Origin of the sequence: Leptolyngbya sp. ST-U4, assembly GCF_039962215.1 — a bacterium.
Lineage (GTDB): Bacteria > Cyanobacteriota > Cyanobacteriia > Elainellales > Elainellaceae > Leptolyngbya_A.
Genome location: NZ_JAMPKZ010000027.1, coordinates 12,592 through 31,272, shown reverse-complemented (window position 1 = coordinate 31,272; position 18,681 = coordinate 12,592). Strand labels below are relative to the sequence as shown.

18 protein-coding genes and 1 riboswitch are annotated in these 18,681 nt (G+C 51.8%); of the genes, 11 read left to right on the top strand and 7 right to left on the bottom strand.

The window, feature by feature from the left end:
- The first annotated feature begins 24 nt into the window (after positions 1-24).
- The 7 genes from NDA02_RS23135 (at position 25) to NDA02_RS23105 (ending at position 6,254) form a co-directional block, all read left to right on the top strand.
- Positions 25-864 (top strand): type II secretion system protein, encoded by an 840-nt coding sequence (locus NDA02_RS23135; RefSeq protein WP_190791451.1) that lies wholly within the window; start codon positions 25-27, stop codon positions 862-864.
- Positions 865-913: 49 nt separating this feature from the next.
- Complete coding sequence (locus tag NDA02_RS23130; protein ID WP_348256016.1) at positions 914-2,017, top strand: prepilin-type N-terminal cleavage/methylation domain-containing protein; 1,104 nt, start codon at positions 914-916, stop codon at positions 2,015-2,017.
- Between the two features lie 131 nt (positions 2,018-2,148).
- Positions 2,149-2,667, top strand: a complete 519-nt coding sequence (locus NDA02_RS23125) for a GspH/FimT family pseudopilin (RefSeq protein WP_348256015.1) — start codon at positions 2,149-2,151, stop codon at positions 2,665-2,667.
- Positions 2,668-3,016: 349 nt separating this feature from the next.
- Positions 3,017-4,333 (top strand): MFS transporter, encoded by a 1,317-nt coding sequence (locus tag NDA02_RS23120; RefSeq protein WP_190791448.1) that lies wholly within the window; start codon positions 3,017-3,019, stop codon positions 4,331-4,333.
- Positions 4,334-4,387: 54 nt separating this feature from the next.
- Positions 4,388-4,666, top strand: coding sequence for a hypothetical protein (locus tag NDA02_RS23115; RefSeq protein ID WP_190791447.1), 279 nt, complete (start codon positions 4,388-4,390; stop codon positions 4,664-4,666).
- A 57-nt stretch (positions 4,667-4,723) separates the two neighbouring features.
- Positions 4,724-5,203, top strand: a complete 480-nt coding sequence (locus tag NDA02_RS23110) for a GNAT family N-acetyltransferase (protein WP_347277859.1) — start codon at positions 4,724-4,726, stop codon at positions 5,201-5,203.
- 139 nt (positions 5,204-5,342) lie between these two features.
- Positions 5,343-6,254 (top strand): aldo/keto reductase, encoded by a 912-nt coding sequence (locus NDA02_RS23105; protein WP_190791446.1) that lies wholly within the window; start codon positions 5,343-5,345, stop codon positions 6,252-6,254.
- 146 nt (positions 6,255-6,400) lie between these two features.
- Here NDA02_RS23105 and NDA02_RS23100 read toward each other — a convergent pair whose 3' ends face one another.
- Complete coding sequence (locus NDA02_RS23100) at positions 6,401-7,012, bottom strand: peroxiredoxin (RefSeq protein WP_190791445.1); 612 nt, start codon at positions 7,010-7,012, stop codon at positions 6,401-6,403.
- 424 nt (positions 7,013-7,436) lie between these two features.
- Here NDA02_RS23100 and NDA02_RS23095 point away from each other — a divergent pair, with 424 nt between their 5' ends.
- Positions 7,437-9,518 (top strand): amylo-alpha-1,6-glucosidase, encoded by a 2,082-nt coding sequence (locus NDA02_RS23095; protein ID WP_348256014.1) that lies wholly within the window; start codon positions 7,437-7,439, stop codon positions 9,516-9,518.
- Here the strand turns inward: NDA02_RS23095 and mug are convergent.
- Entirely contained in the window at positions 9,452-10,060 is a 609-nt protein-coding gene (gene mug, locus NDA02_RS23090) for a G/U mismatch-specific DNA glycosylase (RefSeq protein WP_242067596.1), read from the bottom strand. The two genes, NDA02_RS23095 and mug, sit on opposite strands and share 67 nt — an antisense overlap.
- A gap of 396 nt (positions 10,061-10,456) precedes the next feature.
- Here mug and NDA02_RS23085 point away from each other — a divergent pair, with 396 nt between their 5' ends.
- On the top strand, positions 10,457-10,711 hold the full coding sequence (locus NDA02_RS23085) for a hypothetical protein (RefSeq protein ID WP_190794660.1): 255 nt from the start codon (positions 10,457-10,459) through the stop codon (positions 10,709-10,711).
- 70 nt (positions 10,712-10,781) lie between these two features.
- Here the strand turns inward: NDA02_RS23085 and NDA02_RS23080 are convergent, their stop codons facing one another.
- Positions 10,782-11,357: a DedA family protein gene (locus NDA02_RS23080; RefSeq protein WP_190794661.1), complete on the bottom strand. Its 576-nt coding sequence runs from the start codon at positions 11,355-11,357 to the stop codon at positions 10,782-10,784.
- A gap of 568 nt (positions 11,358-11,925) precedes the next feature.
- Here NDA02_RS23080 and NDA02_RS23075 point away from each other — a divergent pair.
- The gene (locus tag NDA02_RS23075; RefSeq protein WP_190794662.1) at positions 11,926-12,372 is read left to right on the top strand and encodes an NUDIX domain-containing protein; all 447 of its coding nucleotides are present in this window, start codon (positions 11,926-11,928) and stop codon (positions 12,370-12,372) included.
- Positions 12,373-12,495: 123 nt separating this feature from the next.
- On the top strand, positions 12,496-13,455 hold the full coding sequence (locus NDA02_RS23070) for an aldo/keto reductase (protein WP_190794663.1): 960 nt from the start codon (positions 12,496-12,498) through the stop codon (positions 13,453-13,455).
- Positions 13,456-13,598: 143 nt separating this feature from the next.
- Here the strand turns inward: NDA02_RS23070 and NDA02_RS23065 are convergent, their stop codons facing one another.
- The 4 genes from NDA02_RS23065 to ntrB form a co-directional block, all read right to left on the bottom strand.
- On the bottom strand, positions 13,599-14,369 hold the full coding sequence (locus tag NDA02_RS23065) for a universal stress protein (RefSeq protein WP_199296864.1): 771 nt from the start codon (positions 14,367-14,369) through the stop codon (positions 13,599-13,601).
- A gap of 228 nt (positions 14,370-14,597) precedes the next feature.
- On the bottom strand, positions 14,598-15,437 hold the full coding sequence (locus NDA02_RS23060) for a nitrate ABC transporter ATP-binding protein (protein WP_190794664.1): 840 nt from the start codon (positions 15,435-15,437) through the stop codon (positions 14,598-14,600).
- A 45-nt stretch (positions 15,438-15,482) separates the two neighbouring features.
- A complete protein-coding gene (locus NDA02_RS23055) occupies positions 15,483-16,952 on the bottom strand; it encodes an ABC transporter substrate-binding protein (protein ID WP_190794665.1) in 1,470 nt (489 codons plus the stop codon).
- A 260-nt stretch (positions 16,953-17,212) separates the two neighbouring features.
- The gene (ntrB, locus tag NDA02_RS23050; protein ID WP_190794666.1) at positions 17,213-18,067 is read right to left on the bottom strand and encodes a nitrate ABC transporter permease; all 855 of its coding nucleotides are present in this window, start codon (positions 18,065-18,067) and stop codon (positions 17,213-17,215) included.
- A gap of 123 nt (positions 18,068-18,190) precedes the next feature.
- Positions 18,191-18,329: riboswitch (cyclic di-AMP (ydaO/yuaA leader) on the bottom strand.
- Positions 18,330-18,681: the final 352 nt, after the last annotated feature.

The following is an 18,681-nucleotide window of genomic DNA, read 5'->3' as shown; positions in this document are numbered from 1 at the left end:
AGGAGTTCTGCCAAGGAGATGTCTATGTCTGCCCATCCTGCCCACCGTTTAATCTGGTTTCTGCTCTGGCGATCGGGTCGCCAACCGTCGATCGTCTCCCGATCCGGGTCTGAGCAAGGCTTAACCATCATGGAATGCCTGGTAGCAGTCATGCTGATTGTCATTACAATCGCCATGGTTGCCCCGCCACTGGTGTTAGCCACCGCTACACGAGTCCAAAATCGCCGGGCAGAACAAGCCCTCCAGGTCGCTCAGGGTGAGGTCGATCGCATCCGGGCACTGGTTTCAACGGGGCAGCACGCTCCGGCAAGCCTCCCTGCGTCAGTGGCTGGAGCAACGGCAGGAACTCTGGCAAGTGTGGCTGCACCGACTCAGATCGATGCACGGCTACGAAGCCTGAACCCGACCGGAACAGAATGCTCGAATCGGTTTGACCCAAGCTCATCTCCCCCTGCTGTTGCCGTTAACGCGGTGTTGCCCATTGATGTCGATGGCGACTGCGTGCCGGAGTATCTAATGCAAATTTTTCGTACCCCTGGCTTAGTTTCCAGATCAGAAGGAGCAACAGGTCAGCAGTCGCGCCCCTCAGAGTTTGATATTGGCATCCGGGTTTACCCGATTCAGGCAGCTGAAAACTTTTCGCCGCAAGCATCCCGCAATGCGCTCACGTTACCCAACGACCTGAGAACCGAGCCTGCCCAACTTCAGCTCACCAGCGGCACTCTCCGCAAACGTCCCCTCGCCGCTTTCTACACAAAGCTAGTCTGGACCGAAGAAAGAACCTCGCTGTGCAGCTTCTTTTCCCAAGCCGATCGCCAAAGAATTGCGTCCTGTTCTAGCGTATTTCCGGCGGGTTCTCCCTGACGCTCAATGTTTCTGATAACTCCGTGCATCCTTAGAGTACCCAACCCCTATGGCTAGACGCTTCCTTCTATCGCGGCTCAAACGCCTGCTGATTCCTCAGGCAAAGCCAGAGCAAATCAATTCGAGTCGGGCAAAGTCGATGACCCCCCAGGGGAAATTGCTTCCGATCGCAGCAACACCGAGCAACCGAGGATTTACACTGCTGGAACTGCTTGTCGTTGCCGTGATCGGTGGCGGTCTAGTCTCCGGCTTGATGTTTATTGTGGTGCAGCTTATGCAAGCCGATCAGCGCGAGTCAGCCCGCACGGAAACGCAGCGCGAAATGCAGCTTGCAATGGACTACATCAGCAATGAACTTCGAGAAGCCGTCTTCGTTTACACCGGCGAATATATGCCAACCCTGACCCAGCATTTGCCTGCATCCCTCATTGAGTCAGGGAAGGTGCCGATTCTTGCATTCTGGAAATATCAGCCTTTCCCGGATGCCGTTAAAGCTGCCTGTGTTTCTGCCAATCCACCCGCTGGAGTGGGCTGTATGTCAGGTCAGTCCTACGCGTTAGTGGTTTATTCGCTCGAACGAAGACCTGCTTCAGGGACTCCCTGGCGAGGAGGAGCGAGAATTACGCGCTATGCATTAACTCAGTTTGAAGGGAATAGCACAACCATTACAAATGGCTATGTCAACCCTGGCGATGAAGGAAATTTTGCAACTTGGCCTTCCATGGGCGGTGTAAACCTGCAAACTGCTGCAGGAGGTCGCCCTGCCGCTTCCTCAGGCACGATTAACACACTGGTTGATTATGTAGACGGGCAAACTACCTTTAACACAACCGTTCGCTGTCCTGGTGACGACGGAACAGCCGCCAGAAAACCCTACAGCCTCTCTCCGCCAGACTCCATGCTCAGTGTTTCTTCGCCCCCAATGCCTCGTAGTTTCTATGCCTGCGTCATTTCTACCCAGGAAGTAGCCACAGTAACCGGTACCCAAAACTTGCAAACGGTCGGTGAATATCAGGATGTCGTTTTATATCTACGCGGTAGTGCGGTCGGCAGACCTGGAATCTCCACGGCTCTGAGCGCTCGATCGGCTGAACTGCTGCCCACACTGGAAACCAGAGTACTGCTGCGCGGTGTCCTAACCCGTCAACCTTAGGAGTGATCCGTTTATTAGACCCTCGCCCCTAAAAAGAGACCAGCGAGAGCGAGATCAACGAAGAGGGCAAGGATTTGCAAAAGAAGGTCTATCGTCTTGAAGCGATACCACGAGAAACCAGGAGACAGACGATGAAATATGAATTTAGGCAGACTGCACCAGCCGGATTTACGATAGTCGAGCTGCTTGTCGCAGTGCTGATGTCTGGCATTCTCGCCGCAATTGCTGCACCAAGCTGGCAAGGATTCGCCGCTTCCCGACGGGCAGACACGGCGCAAAATGAAATCCTGCAAACACTGCGGCAGGCACAGGCAGATGCAATCCGCACGCGCCGATCGCAAACGGTGACCTTTAACCCGACGGCAACGCCTCCAACTGTCCAGGTTGGTAGCCGATCGCCAGTACGATTGGGCGAAGAAACAACCCAGGCTCAGCTTCGACCTGGAATCCTCTCACTCGCAGTGAGCAATAGCAGCACTACCCCCAATAACGTTGTCGAATTTGATTCGCGTGGAACGGTGACAAAAGGCGTAAATATGATTATTACCGCGACTTCGGCTGGAAACAGCAACCGAAAACGCTGTGTAATTGTTGCAACACTTCTGGGGACACTGCGAACGGCTCAAAATACTGACTGCAACTCGATCTAGTTTTCTTCACCTGGGTTTTTCCAAACTCTATTTCTTGAGTAACCAGCAGTCCTAGCCCAACCGTAAGGAAAGGATCGTTACGGATTTAGAACGGATTCAGAGTTGAGATACGATCCTCCTATTTTGGTCATCTAAGAAGAGATTTTGACTCAAAGCTGTATTAATAACTGTATCAATGCAGTATCGATGCAGCAATGTAGCATCAATGCGGCGATCGTCATACTTCCTGCAAATTCCCAATTCGCTCCAACCGCTTAGGCATCAGCTATTAATCATCCTTTTAACGTGCTGCTGACCTGTGGCAAGATGGCATCAGTCTAAATTTCGATGCTGTGTCTGTTAAGAACTCGTGCACATAACCCGATCGCTTCTAAAAGTTTTTGAGAGTCGTAAAATTGCCGCGCTGCTACTGCTAGGATTTGCCTCTGGGCTGCCGCTGTTTTTGACCAGTCGAACCCTGCAAGCCTGGATGACGATGGAACAGGTGGACTTGAAGGCGATCGGCTTATTTAGCTTGGTGGCACTGCCCTATTCGCTCAAGTTTCTCTGGTCACCGCTGCTCGATCGCTATGTGCCGCCGTTTCTGGGACGCAGACGAGGCTGGCTGCTGGTCTCCCAAGTTTTGCTGACGCTGGCGATCGGCTTGATGGCACTGCAAAACCCCCGACAGACCCTCCAGTTGCTTGCCCTGAATGCGCTGCTGATTGCCTTTTTGAGCGCGACGCAGGATATCGCGGTTGATGCCTACCGAGTCGATGTGCTGGAAGAACGGGAAACCGGAGCCGGAGCCGCCGTTGCCGTATTGGGGTATCGCATCGCGCTGCTGCTCACCGGATCGCTAGCGTTGATCCTGGCAGATCGGATTTCCTGGCAGCTAGTGTATCTGTGCCTTGCCGGACTGATGGCGATTTGTATTGGTTTTACGCTGTTTGCGCCTGAACCTGATTCATCCCTGGGCGAAAATCGTCCGCCTGCCACGCTTGCCGATGCCGTGATTCTGCCCTTTCAGGAATTCTTCCGGCGCTCGGGCCTGGGAATGGGACTGACCATTCTGCTCTTCATCGTGCTATATCGCTTTGGCGATGGATTAGTGGGCAACATGGCAACGCCGTTTTTGTTGCAAACCGGATTTAGCCAGACGGATATCGGCGCGATTCAAGGCGGAATGGGGCTGTTGGCAACGATCGTGGGTGCGCTGGCAGGGGGCGCCATCTTGGGGCAAATCGGCATTTATCGATCGCTCTGGGTCTTCGGCATTTTTCAGGCAGTCAGCAACCTCGCCTATTTCGCCCTGGCGCAGTTGGGGCAGAACTATCCGGCAATGGTGCTGGCAATTAACATCGAGAATTTTTGCGGCGGGCTGGGAACGGCTGGCTTTGTTGCCTTTTTAATTAGCTTGTGCAATCACCGCTTTTCGGCAACTCAGTACGCGCTGCTGTCGAGTCTGGTGGCAGTTAGTCGGGATATTTTGGTCGCGCCTGCCGGAAGCGTGGCACAAGCAACAGGCTGGTCTACTTTCTTTTTGCTCACCCTGCTAGCGGCTCTGCCCGGACTGCTGCTGCTGCCAATTTGCGCTCCCTGGAATCAAAAGCCCGCATTGGCGAACCCTCCAGAGTCTTATAATTCTGAACTGGAGACAGACGAAGAAGATCGATCGCAGTTGTAGGATAGAAATATCAAGCTTTTTGCGGCTCAATCCTTATCGCTGCTGTTCCCAAGCATGGCTATTTTTCGTCAGTATATTGCCCCGCTCATTGTTGTTCTAATTTTCTTTGTAGCTCTGATTGCCGTCAGTGCTCGTATCTTTTTACCGTCTGACCTGGCGGCTCCTGCCCCCATCGAAGAAGTCCGCCCGGAAGGAGCTTCACCCACAAAAACCGCTGCCGCAGCGATCGTTTCTCCTGCCCTTTCTTCCACAACGGATGTTGGCGTTGCCGATCTGCCGCCCACTCTGGAAACGCTCGTTCGCGGTTTTCCGTCTGTGGATGGCGCGATGTAGTAAGATTCGGAGCAAAGTTTGGGTCATGAGTAGCCGTTTTGCTTGCGAGGTCAGCGGGTGAACCTGCCATCCGGCTATCGGTTGCGTTCTGGCTCAGGACTCGATCGCGCCCTGCTGGTCAAATTTATGCAGCGCACTTATCAGGAACTCTTTCCTGGGAACGGATTCGCGCACCTCTCGCATACCGTCGAGCAATATCTTTCTGCAGAAACGCCGCTATTCTGGGTCGAACATACCGCATCGTCCTTTTCCTCACCTTCCTCACCTTCCATCGCCTGTCTCTGGATGGGAACCGCGATCGATCAAATTGAGGGTGATCGATATCCCTATATTTTTCTGCTGTACGTTCATCCCGATTATCGACACCTGGGAATTGGAACTGCCCTGATGCAAAAAGCAGAAGATTGGGCGCGTGAAAGAGGCGATCGCCAGGTTGGTCTACAGGTGTTTGTGCAAAATCAGGCTGCGCTGCGACTCTACGAGAAATTGGGCTATCAGCCGCAGTCGGTGTTTATGGTGAAGCAATTTTCAGAATAAGACTCAAATATAAGACGTAGGCATCAGACATAGACATAAGACTGAAACCAGAATAGAACTCAATTATTTATCGCCAAACGGTCTCACATACGCACCCTGCCCTGCATTCCCCCCCTACCTTCTCATTCCCCACCCCCTCATGCCCCTCACACAACTTCCGCTTCATGGCTCAGAACCCCTTTGTTCGCGTCTGATCTTCGGCGTTTGGCGCATGGCGGAATGGCAGATGACTACGGCTCAGATTCGGGAACTGATCGATCGCCTTATAGAATGGGGCATCACGAGCTTTGATCATGCTGATATCTACGGCGACTACACCTGCGAAGGTCTGTTTGGGGCAGCTCTGGCAGAAGATCCAGCGTTAAGAGAGCAAATCCAAATCATTGATAAATGCGGAATTCGGCTTGTGTCCGATCGCCGTCCCCAGCATCAGATGCACGATTACGATACGAGTGCTACCCATATCCATGCTTCTGTAGACAACTCCCTGAAGCAGCTCCACACAGATTATCTGGACGTTTTGCTAATCCATCGTCCTGACCCGCTGATGGATGCGGATGAAGTTGCCCAGGCATTTATCGATCTAAAGCAAGCTGGGAAAGTGCGTTATTTTGGTGTGTCGAATTTCACGCCCAATCAGTTTAATCTGCTGGCTTCGCGGTTGCCGTTTCCCCTGGTTACGAATCAAATCGAAATTTCGGTGCTCCATCTAGAACCCTTCATGAACGGAACGCTGGATCAGTGTCAGCAGTTGCGGATCGCACCAATGGCCTGGTCGCCGCTGGCAGGAGGTCGTTTGTTTCAACCTAAAGACGATCGCACTCAGCGAATTCAAACGGCACTGCAACATATTGGCGAACAGTTCGGCGGAGCCACGATCGATCAGGTCGCCTTTGCCTGGCTGTTAACCCACCCCGCCCGGATCATTCCAATTCTGGGAACCGGTAAGCTCGATCGTATTCAGGCAGCAGTCGCGGCTGAACAATTACGGCTAACGCGAGAGCAGTGGTTTACCATCTGGACTGCTTCAACTGGAGCCGAAGTCCCATAACTACACCAAAATAAGACATAAAAATAAAAAGCGTGGCAGGGTTACCCACCACACTTAATAGAGTTACTCAGAACTACTGAGAATTATTCAAAAATCCAAATCCCGATCGACCTAAAAATACGATCGCGATTTCAGATTGATGCAGACTACACCGCAGCGAAGAAATTCTTCGACTTCACGGGGTCAGGAATCATCGTGGCTTCACCCGGCTTCCAGTTGGCAGGGCAAACTTCGTCGGGGTGAGACTGAACGTGCTGAATCGCTTGCAGTGTGCGGAGGGTTTCGTCCACACTGCGACCAAATGCCAGGTTGTTGATCGTGGCGTGCTGGACCACACCATCTTGGTCGATGATGAATAGACCACGCAGTGCCACACCTGCTTCCGGGTCAAGCACGTTGTAAGCTGCGCTGATTTGCTTTTTGATGTCAGCGACGAGCGGATAGTTCAGATCACCCACACCACCAGCCTTACGATCGGTCTGCGTCCATGCGAGGTGAGAGAATTCGCTGTCTACCGATACACCCAGAACTTCGGTGTTGATGCTCTTGAACTCATCATACCGATCGCTGAACGCCGTAATTTCGGTTGGGCAAACAAACGTGAAGTCGAGCGGGTAGAAGAACAGCACGACGTATTTGCCGCGATAGTCAGATAATTTGATTGTCTTGAATTCCTGATCGTACACAGCCGTTGCCGTGAACTCAGGGGCAGGCTGACCAACTCGGAGGCATCCTTCCATGCTGTAGGTCAAGGTCATGAATTACTCTCCTTAAATGCGTCTTAATGCGTCTCAGTGCGTCTAACGAACATGAACCCGATGAACTCTTCACCGAACCGTGTCCTAAAATTTGTTCAGGTCACTCGGTGCAGAGCGATTTCAGGATAATTCAGGTGACTTAGGGTTAGGTGGACTTGGGCCACAATTCAAATGACGGGAAAGACAGAGAATCTTTGATCAAAACTTTTACAAAAAGCTTCAGAGATTCAAGCCTGCGCTCGAGCGTCATTACAATCTGTTACGACTATATCATACTCATAACGATTTTGAGTATCCCGCCCCAAAGCAGTTTCCCTTATGCACTCCTCATCTCCTTATCCATTCCTAGACCTACTCACTCCCTGCCTCACCTTTAAACTTCTCCACGTAGGATAGAAATACCCACTATCCTAAGGAGACCGGATTGGATCGAATCGATGAGCGAGATACCCGCGAGTGGCTGCTCACCAACGGCATCGGTAGCTTTGCTTGCGGAACAGTCTGCGATGCCCATACCCGCACTTATCATGGCTGGCTAATGGCGGCTCTGGAGCCTCCCGGTCGGCGAACGCTACTGCTGTCGCGGATTGATGCAGCGATCGAAATTGGCGGACAGCGATTGCAGCTCGGCGTGAATTTCTGGATTAGCGGCGCGATTTCTCCGCAGGGCGATCGGCTACTGCGATCGTTCACGGTTGATCCGGTTCCCGCCTGGATTTGGGGACAGGAGCACTGGCAGCTTCAGCGTCGCCTGGTGATGCCCTACGGAGTGCTGTCTCCCCAAAACGATGAGCCGCCTAGACTCAAAACCCGAACGCTGATTCACTATCGCTATGAGGGCAATCAGCCTGCCCTGCTTTCCCTGCGTCCCTTGATTGCCGATCGGGGGCTGCACTATCAGCAGCAACAGCAGCCTGAGCTGGAGTTTGCTCAACTTGTCGAGTCGAGTCGGCTCTTGCTGCAAGCCAAAACGCCGACCCGAACCGGAATTTCCTGGCAGCTTTCCTGGACAACGGGCACTTATCAGGCTGACGGAATGTGGTACTGGGGCTATCGCTATCCAGAAGAAACGAAACGAGGACTTGCCGATCAGGAAGATCTCTACAGTCCTGGAGTGCTGACGGTTCCGCTTCAATCTGGAGCATCCGTGACGATCGAGGCAAGAGTGCGAGACTTCGATCGCTATCAGGGACGAGCAACGCTAGATGAAACCACGTTTGATCAAACCATTGCCGCCGAGAAGGAGCGATTAAAGACCGTATTTGCACTATCCAAGAATCGATTGCACAATCAATCGCAGCATCAATCGCACAATCAAAAGCGAACCGTGCCGCCACAGCTCCTTCAGGCGAGCGATCGCTTCATCGTATATCAAGCAGTCAAAAATCGTCCTACCCTGATCGCGGGCTACCCCTGGTTTAACGAATGGGGGCGCGATACGCTGATTGCCCTGCCAGGAATTGCACTTACGACTCAACGCTATGAATTAGCAAAGGATTTGCTGCGGACTTGCAGCGACTACTGCGATCGAGGTTTGATTCCCAATCGGTTTGCTGACGAGGATGCACTGTCCTACACCAATATGGATGTGGGGCTGTGGTGGATTGAAGCCTTGGGGCAATATCTGGAAGCAACGCAGGATTGGGCATTTCTAATAGAGCAGTACCCTACGGTCGGCAAGATTTATAAGGGACTGACGGTAGGAACGCTGCACAACATTCGCATCGATGCCTCAGACAATCTGGTGACGTGGGATGCGCCCAATATTGCCCTGACCTGGATGGATGCTTTGGTTGCCGATCAGCCTGTGACGCCAAGACGGGGTAAGCCGATCGAAGTGAATGCTCTGTGGTATTCCGCGCTGTGCTGGGCATCAAAATGGGCAGAGCAGCTTCAGAAGTTCGATTCGGCGTCTGATCTGGATCAGGGAACGCTGGCAAACCAGGCACGCCGCTACAGCCAACAGGCAGAGCAAGTGAAAGCATCGCTGCAAAAGTTCTGGAATCCGGCGCAGAATTATCTATTTGATGGCATCTCGCCGGACGACTATCCCGATTCCAGTATCCGCCCGAATGCAGTGATCGCCCTTTCCCTCAGCCATTGCGCTTTTCATGCAGCGATCGGGCAAGCCGTGATGCAAACCGCCTGCGACCGGCTTTTGACCCCCTACGGCTTACGATCGCTCGACCCCGCAGACCCCCGCTATGAAGGCAAATACGAAGGTGGCATCTGGCAGCGCGATCGGGCATACCATCAGGGAACGGTCTGGAGCTGGCTCATTGGGGCGTTTGTGCGCGGCTGGCAGCGATTTTATCCGGGTCAAGCTGTTCCGTTTGATCCAGAACCGTTATGGCAACATTTTCAGCAGCAGGCAGGCTTGGGGTTTATTTCTGAAGTGTTTGACGGCGACCCGCCGCATTTGCCACGTGGGGCGATCGCTCAAGCCTGGTCGGTGGCGGAGTTGTTGAGGCATTGGGAGGAGATTGCCAGCCGCAGCGATCGATAAGCCTCGGCTAAGTCCTGAAGCTGATAGTGGGCGTTTAAGCCACTTGGATTCGGCAAAATCCAGACCATCGCCCCGTGCCAGTGTTCAGGCTGCTGCCCCATTTTTGCCTTGGGCTGCTGAAAGGCTAAGCGATAGGCACTCACACCCAACACCGCTAGACAGCGCGGACGGTAGGTGTGCAGCTTTTCGGCTAGAGCCTGCTGCGCTGCGACAAATTCTGCGGCTGCGACTTCATCTGCCCGTGCCGTTGCACGATCGACCAAGTTGGTAATGCCGTAGCCCAGTTTCAGCAAATCCCGATCTTCATCTGGGGAAAAGAGGCGATCGGTAAAACCTGCCTGATGCAGCGTTTTCCAGAAGCGATTGCCAGGACGCGCAAAGTGATGCCCCACCACAGCACTGTAAAGGCTGGGATTGATGCCGCAAAACAGAACGCTCAAATGATGGTCAATAATATCGGATACGGTGGAATTGTAGGCAGCCTGGATATCGGCTTTGGTGGGCTTAACTTTGGTGGGCTTAATTGGGCGCTGCATTGTCATGCTGTAATTGCCATGCGGTAGATGATGAAGATTTCGCTGCAAGATTAAACTGCGGATTACGATCGATTGATGCTAATTGCTACGCTGCTCAGGAGCGCATTCTGTAGGATCGGTTGACTCTGTAGGATCGTTTGATACAGCGTAACGCATTAACCCTGAGCCTCCCAATCGATGAGCTACGCGTACTCCCTAATACACCTTATGGAGAAGACAAATTAATGAATTTGCGCTCCCCAGGAGCAGGACACGATTTAACCAGAAACAAGGGAAATGTTATTCATCAATTCGTAAACACTAATTTATAAACACGAGTGGGAAATGACGAATGACAAACTAAAAACTTGCTCGATCGTAGTGTAAAAATCAGTGCAGCGACAGTTTCACAGAACTCTCATTATGGCGCATCCCAATCAGCCGATTCCGCCCGAACCCTTACCGCCGGAAGAAAAGGTTTTGCAACTCAAAGGTCGAATTAGTGCAGAAGAGTCGATCGCGCAAGCCAAAAAAATGGTTCTGCGTTTGCTAATTGGCGGGTTGGTGCTGGGAGTTATTACATCGATCGCAATTATCAAACTAATTGATCTGCTGGATAAAACCTTTGATACTGATCTGGCTCCGTCTCGTTCACCGAGTTATCACCAAAATCGTTAGCCTGCAATCACTTCATAATCAATTTGAAATCACAAATCTTGTCCGTTGCTTAACGATCGTGAAGTGGGAACTACAGGGTCGCTTTCCGTCGCAGGAAAAAGCGAACGCCCAAAATGCAGAGTGCAATGGCTCCCACACTCATCAAAAAGAGGGTAGTGGTTGAGCTGAAGTAAGTGTTGATTAGCTCGTATCGGTCGCCCAGCACATACCCGGTGTAGGTCAACAGCGATAGCCAGCTTACCGCGCCGCAGCTCGTATACAGCAGAAACTTTAGCGTAGACATTCCGCTAATCCCAGCAGGGACTGCCATGATATTGCGAAGTCCGGGCAGCAGCAGGGAAATGAGCAACGCCTGCCCCCCGTAGCGACGGAACCAGCGATTTGCTTTTTGCAGCTTTGCCGGAGAAACCGTGAGCCATTTCGGCTGTCGATCGATCAGCTTTCGCCAGCCTTGCTTTCCCAAAATGCGACCGCCAATGTACCAGGGGAAAATGCTTAGCAAAAAGCCCACGACCCCGGACAAGACAACATAAACAAAATGCAGTTTTCCCTGCGCTGCCATAAAGCCTGCAAGCGGCATAAACACTTCAGGTGGAACGGGGGAAACCACCATTAAAATCACAATTCCGAAATAGCCAGTTTGCATAGCTGATGTTTAAGTTTTCCTGTCCTTGACGTAATCGGGGGCTGAGAGTTTCAAGCTGAGTTTTAGTATTATTTGATGCAATTTCAATCGCTTCGCAGTTCCCCAAAGCGTAATCGCATAATTCTGAACACGGATACTAAGATGAGCTAAAAGCTGTTCGCTCAAAACCGCTCTCCGTTCAGGCGATCGCCCGTTGATACTGCGTTGCAGCTTTAAGTTTAAGCTGTATTGCTGCATACCGATTCGACGATCGGTCACTTTGGGTAGCGTAACAAGCAGAACCTCGAGCAGCGGCTACCCGACGACTAGTGTTTTTTCTAGAATTTGCCGTTTCTCAGGACAGACTGAGGCAAGATCCAAACCAGCCTTCGGATAGGGTTCGTTATTATAAAAGAAGAGTGGAGCAAATCAAAAAATTGGAGGGGTTTCAGTGAGTTAATCAAATCACGCACTGAATGAATTGTGAATGAAGCGATTCGCATTTTCAATCAAGTTTTCAAACCATTGGTATCTTTGCTTCTTCACCCAAAACTATCTTTTGACCCTTCACCCTCTCATTAATTAGTTTGTGCAAACCACCCCTTCAAAACTGCTAAAAAAAGCCGTCCGTAAGCGGCGTAGAGGTACTGCGCTCGTTGATACGCCTCAGGGTGTGCTGCTCGTGGCGGGCAAGAGCGGACGATTTTTATTACCTGGAGGAGCTGCCGAAAAAGGAGAATCGCGCAAGGCGGCAACGATTCGGGAACTGCAAGAAGAAACAACCCTCAAAACAATTTCAATGCAGTATCTCTTTAGCTACACCGGACACATTCGCTGGCGTAAGTCGGGCTGGGTGCGCGATGAGCACAAAGTATTTCTCGTTGAAGCGCAGGGAACGCCGCAGCCAACCCACGAGATTCGCGAACTGCGGTTTTATCAGCTTGGCGACCAAGTGCGAATGTCAGAAGCAACCCGCGCCATTATCGATCGCTACCTGATACTGAAGCAGTTAAAAGAGAAGTCGCCTGACTCCTAAGAGTGGCTCCTGATACTGATTTCTGCTGCTGACGGTTGATGCAGTTATCTCGATCGGCTTACGCCTGATCCTGAGTATCTGGGCTACACTATGAAGTAATTGTAAAGTTTTATAAAGCAAACAATGGATATCCTCTCGATCGGCTCTAGCGGTTTGACAATCAAGCCTCTGGGAATCGGCACCTGGCAATGGGGCGACAACCTGTTTTGGACTTATGGCAAAGATTACGATGCAAGTTCAGTCGAGCAGGCATTCAAGACCGCTCTAGAGTCAGGCGTTAATTTTTTTGATACCGCAGAAATCTACGGATTGGGCAAGTCAGAAACGCTGCTGGGACAGTTTATGCAGCAAACCAATCAGCCTGTCTACATTGCAACGAAGTACTTCCCGCTGCCCTGGCGGTTTGGAAAAAGTGCTGTTGCTGATGCGCTGACTGCAAGTTTGAAGCGGCTCCAGCGTGACACCGTAGAGCTGTATCAAGTTCACCAGCCCTTTGACTTTTTCATGGGACAGCCCACCTTGATGGAGGCACTGGCTGACGAAGTAAAACGCGGCAGAATTAAGGCGATCGGCGTGAGCAACTATTCGGCGGATCAGATGCGACAGGCGCACGAGCTACTGGCAAAGCGCGGTGTTCCTTTGGCGGTGAATCAAATGCAGTATTCGCTGCTGGCGCGTCAGATCGAGCACAATGGCGTTATGGCAGCAGCAAAAGAGCTGGGCATCATGATTCTGGCTTACAGCCCATTAGCGCAGGGTTTGCTTACCGGAAAATACACTCCTGAAAATTATCAAGACCCGACGGGCGCGCGCAAGCTAGACCCTCGCTTCAGCAGAGGTGGCGTGGAAAAATTGGCTCCGGTGATAATGTTGCTAAAGCAAATCGGCGAAAAATACGATCGCACTCCCGCCCAAGTTTCGCTGAACTGGCTGATTGCTCAGGGTAACGTTGTCCCAATTCCAGGTGCAAAGAATGGGAGCCAGGCCCAACAGAATGCAGGCGCACTGGGCTGGAGCCTCACGCAAGAAGAAATTGATCGCATCGATCAGGCAACTCGCCCGCACCAGCAGCGATTTCTTTAGGCTTCGTTCGTAGGTCGCGGCAAGGATTCTGTGTATGACCTTTACACGCTCAAAGCCCTCCAAAATTGGGAGATTTAGGGGGCTGCCCAGCCATGTTCAACTCAACCATTTATCCTTCGATTGAGCAACGCCCCGCTAATTTCCTACTGCTTTTCTAGCTCGTGCGGAATGCCCAGGATCGGGCAGGGAAACGCTGGGGTGAGCAACTGCTGGATCAGGGAATGTTCTCCGGTCGTACAGCCTACCATCAGCACATCTGCCTTTACAGCCTCCACTACCTGACGCAGCTCGATCGCCACTGCCCCAAAGCGCAAATGTGCCTCTAGAGAACCACGCCATTCATCAGCTAGACAGCGAGCCTGCCACAGGATGCGATCGGCAGTCTCAAGGGAATCGGTTAGCGATCGGGCTGACTGGGTTTGAATCGTTCTGGGTTGATAGACGGCTGCTGCCTGCGATTGGGGTTTGGATTGAACTGCCGTTGCAGTTTGCTTCTGAATCGAGGGGAGACCGCCAACCTGCGCTTTTTGAAGAGACTGCGATCGGAGTCCGTTCAGATCAGGAGCGGCAGCGCAAGTTAACTGGAGCGAGTTGCAGCTATCCAGCACATAGACGACGTGAACGGTAACAGATTTGTTGGTCGCGAGTTTCGTTTGATGAGCAATCCAGAAGGCAAAATCGAGAGCAGTTTGGCTATTCGGAGAACCATTGTAGCTGATGACAATATTGGTCGTTTCGTCGATCGATTCCGAAGTTGCCTCAGTAGCGTCAATTGCTCCCTTGGCGGAACTGCTTGACATCTCAGCAAAAGAATTCTGCGTCGGCGCGACACCCGGATACAAAAGCATTTGCTCACTGAGGTTGTCTTGTCCAAGCGCGCTTTGCAGGCGCAGCAGCATCGGTTGAATTCTCATAGTCGGTGTTGGAGGAGCAAGTGAGGAAATGGAAGCTAAAAGCGGCAGACGGGTCAGCGTGAAATTTAAGCGATCGCTTTACAGTTTCCTAAGGGAAACAAGCTTTGGGATCAATGAAAAACAGACAGGAATCAACAGAAACATTAGAGGGATCAATTGCAGTGTAAAGCTTCCTATTTGCCCTACACAGTCCTCTTTAGGAATAGAACGGGCTTAATTTAACAAAGATTAAAGTTGGTCATCGTGTCCGAAATGACGATCGAGGAAGTTGAGCGCGTGGTTCCGCAGTTCGTAGTATTCAGGCAGTTCTCGCAGCTCCTTCGGCTGGCGCGGATGGGCAAAGGGAACTTCCAAAATTTCGCCAATTTGGGCAGCAGGTCCATTCGTCATTAAGATAATTCGATCGGACATATACAACGCCTCATCCACATCGTGAGTAATCATCATGACCGCCTGACGGTGGTTTTCCCAGATATCCAGGACTTGCCGCTGGAGCTTGCCCCGTGTCAGCGCATCGAGCGCGCCAAAGGGTTCATCCATCAGCAGCACCTTGGGACGAATCGCTAAAGCGCGAGCAATCCCCACTCGCTGTTTCATGCCGCCCGAAAGCTCATCAGGATATTTTTCTGCCGCAGGGGTCAGATTCACCATTGCCAGATGTTCGTTGACAATTTCCCGCTTTTCTGCTGAAGAGAGGTTCCTCAACACTTCATCCACTGCCAGCCGAACGTTTTCTCGCACCGTGAGCCAGGGCAGCAGCGAGTATTGCTGAAATACCATCATGCGCTCCGCTCCGGGTTTACGCACTTCGCGCCCTTCGAGCCAAACAGAACCAGACGTTGCCTGTTCTAGACCTGCCACAATCTTCAGCAGGGTCGATTTGCCGCAGCCCGAATGCCCGATGACTGAGATGTATTCATCTGCGCCGATCGTCAGATTGATGCCATCCAGAATCACGGTCTGGCCACCTCCGGCGGCAGGATAAGCTTTGGTTACATTCTCAATCCTAAGAAACTCGGCTGGGTCACGCAGGCGATCGGTGGCGGGGAAGGTAAGCGGTTTGATCATGAGGTTCTCCGGGTGTGAGGGGGTGAGTAAGGGGTGAGGGGTCAGCTAGGATAAATAGAAGGGTTTGGGGCGATCGGCTCGAATTTCAAAGCTTTTCAAGTAGCCGACCGGGTCGCTGGGATCGAATCCTTTCTGGTCGATAAAGACAGTAGCGGGTTCTACTTTGTAGTCTTCGCTGGGGCAGTTAATGCCCATTTCGGCAGCGATGTCGCGGTAGAGGTCCGATCGCCAGGCTTTTTTCGTCAGCTCGTCTGCGTTTGCCGGAATTTCGGGAATCTGTCCCCAGCGGGCGGCTTGCGTCATCAGCCAGAGACTTTGCGATCGCCACAAGAAGGTGGAATGGGCGTTGGCGGGTTCGGCGAGGTCGGTTGGGAAGTCGTAAAAAATGGTGGTATCGGCGGCAGCGATCGTCCGGTCTTTGCTATCAAAACCGCCATAGTTATATTCGCCAATAATGCCTGGACCCGTAAACTTGGTTGCACATTCGGGCAGTGAAGGCAGATTGTCCGGCGTGATCAGGGGCGGGGTTTTGCAGGTTTTCGGTCTGGCTCCGGTGAACGATCGCCCGGTGATAATCTTTGCAACTTCGGCGCGATTCTCCGGCTTGCTGCAATACTGACAGGCTTCGATCATGGCTTTCACCAGCGATCGATACGTCTTGGGATTTTCATTAATAAAAGGCTCCATCACTGCTAGCAGGCGATCAGGATGTCCGCGCCAGACTTCCTTTCCTTGAGCAAAGGTGAAGCCAATTCCTTCATTCCCCCGAATTGCGCGAGTGTTCCAGGGTTCTGCCACCATGTATGCCTGCATTGCACCAATTCGCATATTCGTTACCATTTGGGGCGGCGGCACAATAATCACGCGAAATTCGCTCAACGGATCAACGCCTGCGGCAGCCGAGACATAGCGAATGAAATATTCATAAATCGCCGAACTGAGAACCACTGCCCAAATTCGCTGATCCGAGGGCAGACCTTCAAAATAGCGACGGAAATCCCGCCCGAATGCCTCCAAATCACCCTTGTACTCATGCCAGGGGCGAATCCCCGATTCCCACATGGCACGATTCATGGTCATTGCATTGCCATGGCGGTGGATGGTCATTGCGGCACACATCGGGGCATGGCGCGCACCTTCTGCGCCAATTCGGGCATTGGTCACGGCTCCTGAAACCACGGGTGACGCATCCAGCCGACCAAAAATTACGCCATCTCGTGAGGTTGCCCAGCTTGCTTCGCGGCTAAGCTTCACGTTCAAGCCATATTTGCGAAAGAAGCCTTTTTCCCAGGCAATCGCAAAGGGAGCGCAGTCATTGACAGGTACATAGCCAATCGTTAAATTCGGTTTTTCCAGCGTTTGGGGATCGATGATCGGTTCTACTTCAGCCGCCATTTGCGGCAGTCCTTGCGGCGCCCTATTCGCACTTACCGCACAGGAAGCCAGCGTCGTTGCAGCGACCGAAGCTCCGAATCCTTTTAAGAAGTCACGTCGATTGAGACGATCGTGGTTCATATTGGTTTGGGGAGTGGGGAGTGGATAAAGGATGGAAAGTCGGAGGGATGAGAGAATGGGGAGGTGAGGAGCGGGTTTTGCGGTTCGTTCTATAAATGGGGAGCGTCTTGCTGCTCAACCTGATTCAACAGACAGTAGAGAGACTGTGGAAATGATTGACGCAAAGCTGATGAAGTAGATTAGGAAGCTCTGACGCAAGGGCGATCGAGAGATTTTATCCCCTGCTCACTTACCCCTCACCCCCGGATTCCCCCACTTGATTAGGCTGCCGACTGCGATCGAAAACGACGACGAGTGACAAACTGCTGAATTTTGACCACGATAAAGTCCAGAATCAGCCCGGTTAGCCCAATTACAACCACCGCCAGGAAGACCGAGCTAAGGTTCAAGCGGCTCCACTCATCCCAGACAAAGAAGCCAATGCCTACACCTCCGGTCAGCATCTCGACTGCGACGATCACCAGCCATGCAATGCCCAGGCTAATGCGCAGCCCGGTGAAGATATAGGGCAGACTGGCAGGCAGAATAATTTTGATAACTCGTCTCCACTGAGGCATTTCCAGGACTCTCGCCACATCCAGATAATCTTTGGAGACGCTGGATACGCCAAGTGCAGTGTTAATAATCGTTGACCAGAGCGACGTAATGAAGATGACGAAAATCGCAGAAGGGTCTGCCAGGTTAAAAATTGCCAAGGCGATCGGCAGCCAGGCCAGAGGCGAAACGGGCTTCAGGATTTGAATAATCGGATTGAGTGCCAGCATTGCCTGACGCGACATCCCAATCAGAAATCCGGCGGGAATTGCAACCAGTGCGCCTAGGCTAAAGCCAATCAAAACGCGCCGCAAACTTGCCATCAACAGCCAACCAATTCCCAAATCGCCAGGACCACGACGATAAAACGGATGCAGCAAATAGTCCATGTTTGCCTGAAGTGCCTCTGGCGGGGTGGGCATCAGGTCGCTGTTAAACAGGGCAATTATCCACCACAGCAAAATCAGACCTGCAAATCCCAACGCAGGCAGCAGCACAGTTTCTTGCAGCACGACTGGCTGCACACGCCTCCAGGCTGCTTGTCCGGCAACGGCGATCGAACCCACAAATTGTACAACCATCCTGAACTCCTCAGGGTTGAAGGTGGACAGAACAACGGAACCACTGTCCAACAGTCAAGGATACTGACGAGCTTTAGCACGGTTGCCCAAAGACGGTTATCCAAAGACAAATTGCCAAAAGCTTCAGTCTCCCCTCAATGCCGACGGAGTTAGCTGACGGGCTAGGACTGAGAGGTGTCCTTCTTGCGATACGCCCCAATATTGGTTCCTCCGCTTCAGTCTTCTTTGGTTAGGGTGAGACTGAATTAAGCTGACTGTTCGAGATTAATTTGAAGTGCATCCATACTAACATCGCCCATTGCGTCCGTCAATCTCTCTACTGCTAAAGCAATCGAATTGCTTTCACCATTGTGTTTGCTTATTCAGCCGAAGGTAGGCGATCGATTTTGCGAATTTTTGATTACAAACGTTGCGTTTCTAAGTCGAACGCAGAAATAAACGCTGTAAATGATTTCAATAAAGTTGGTTGAAGAACGGTGAGTGCAGGTGAGTGCAGTAAATATGAATGTCAAGGCAGGTTTAGCAGGAGTAATATCAGCTTTAGCTTTAGGATTTGATGCAGAAATTATGATTTGATGCAGAAAATTGATGCATTGAAGATAGATAAAAATTGG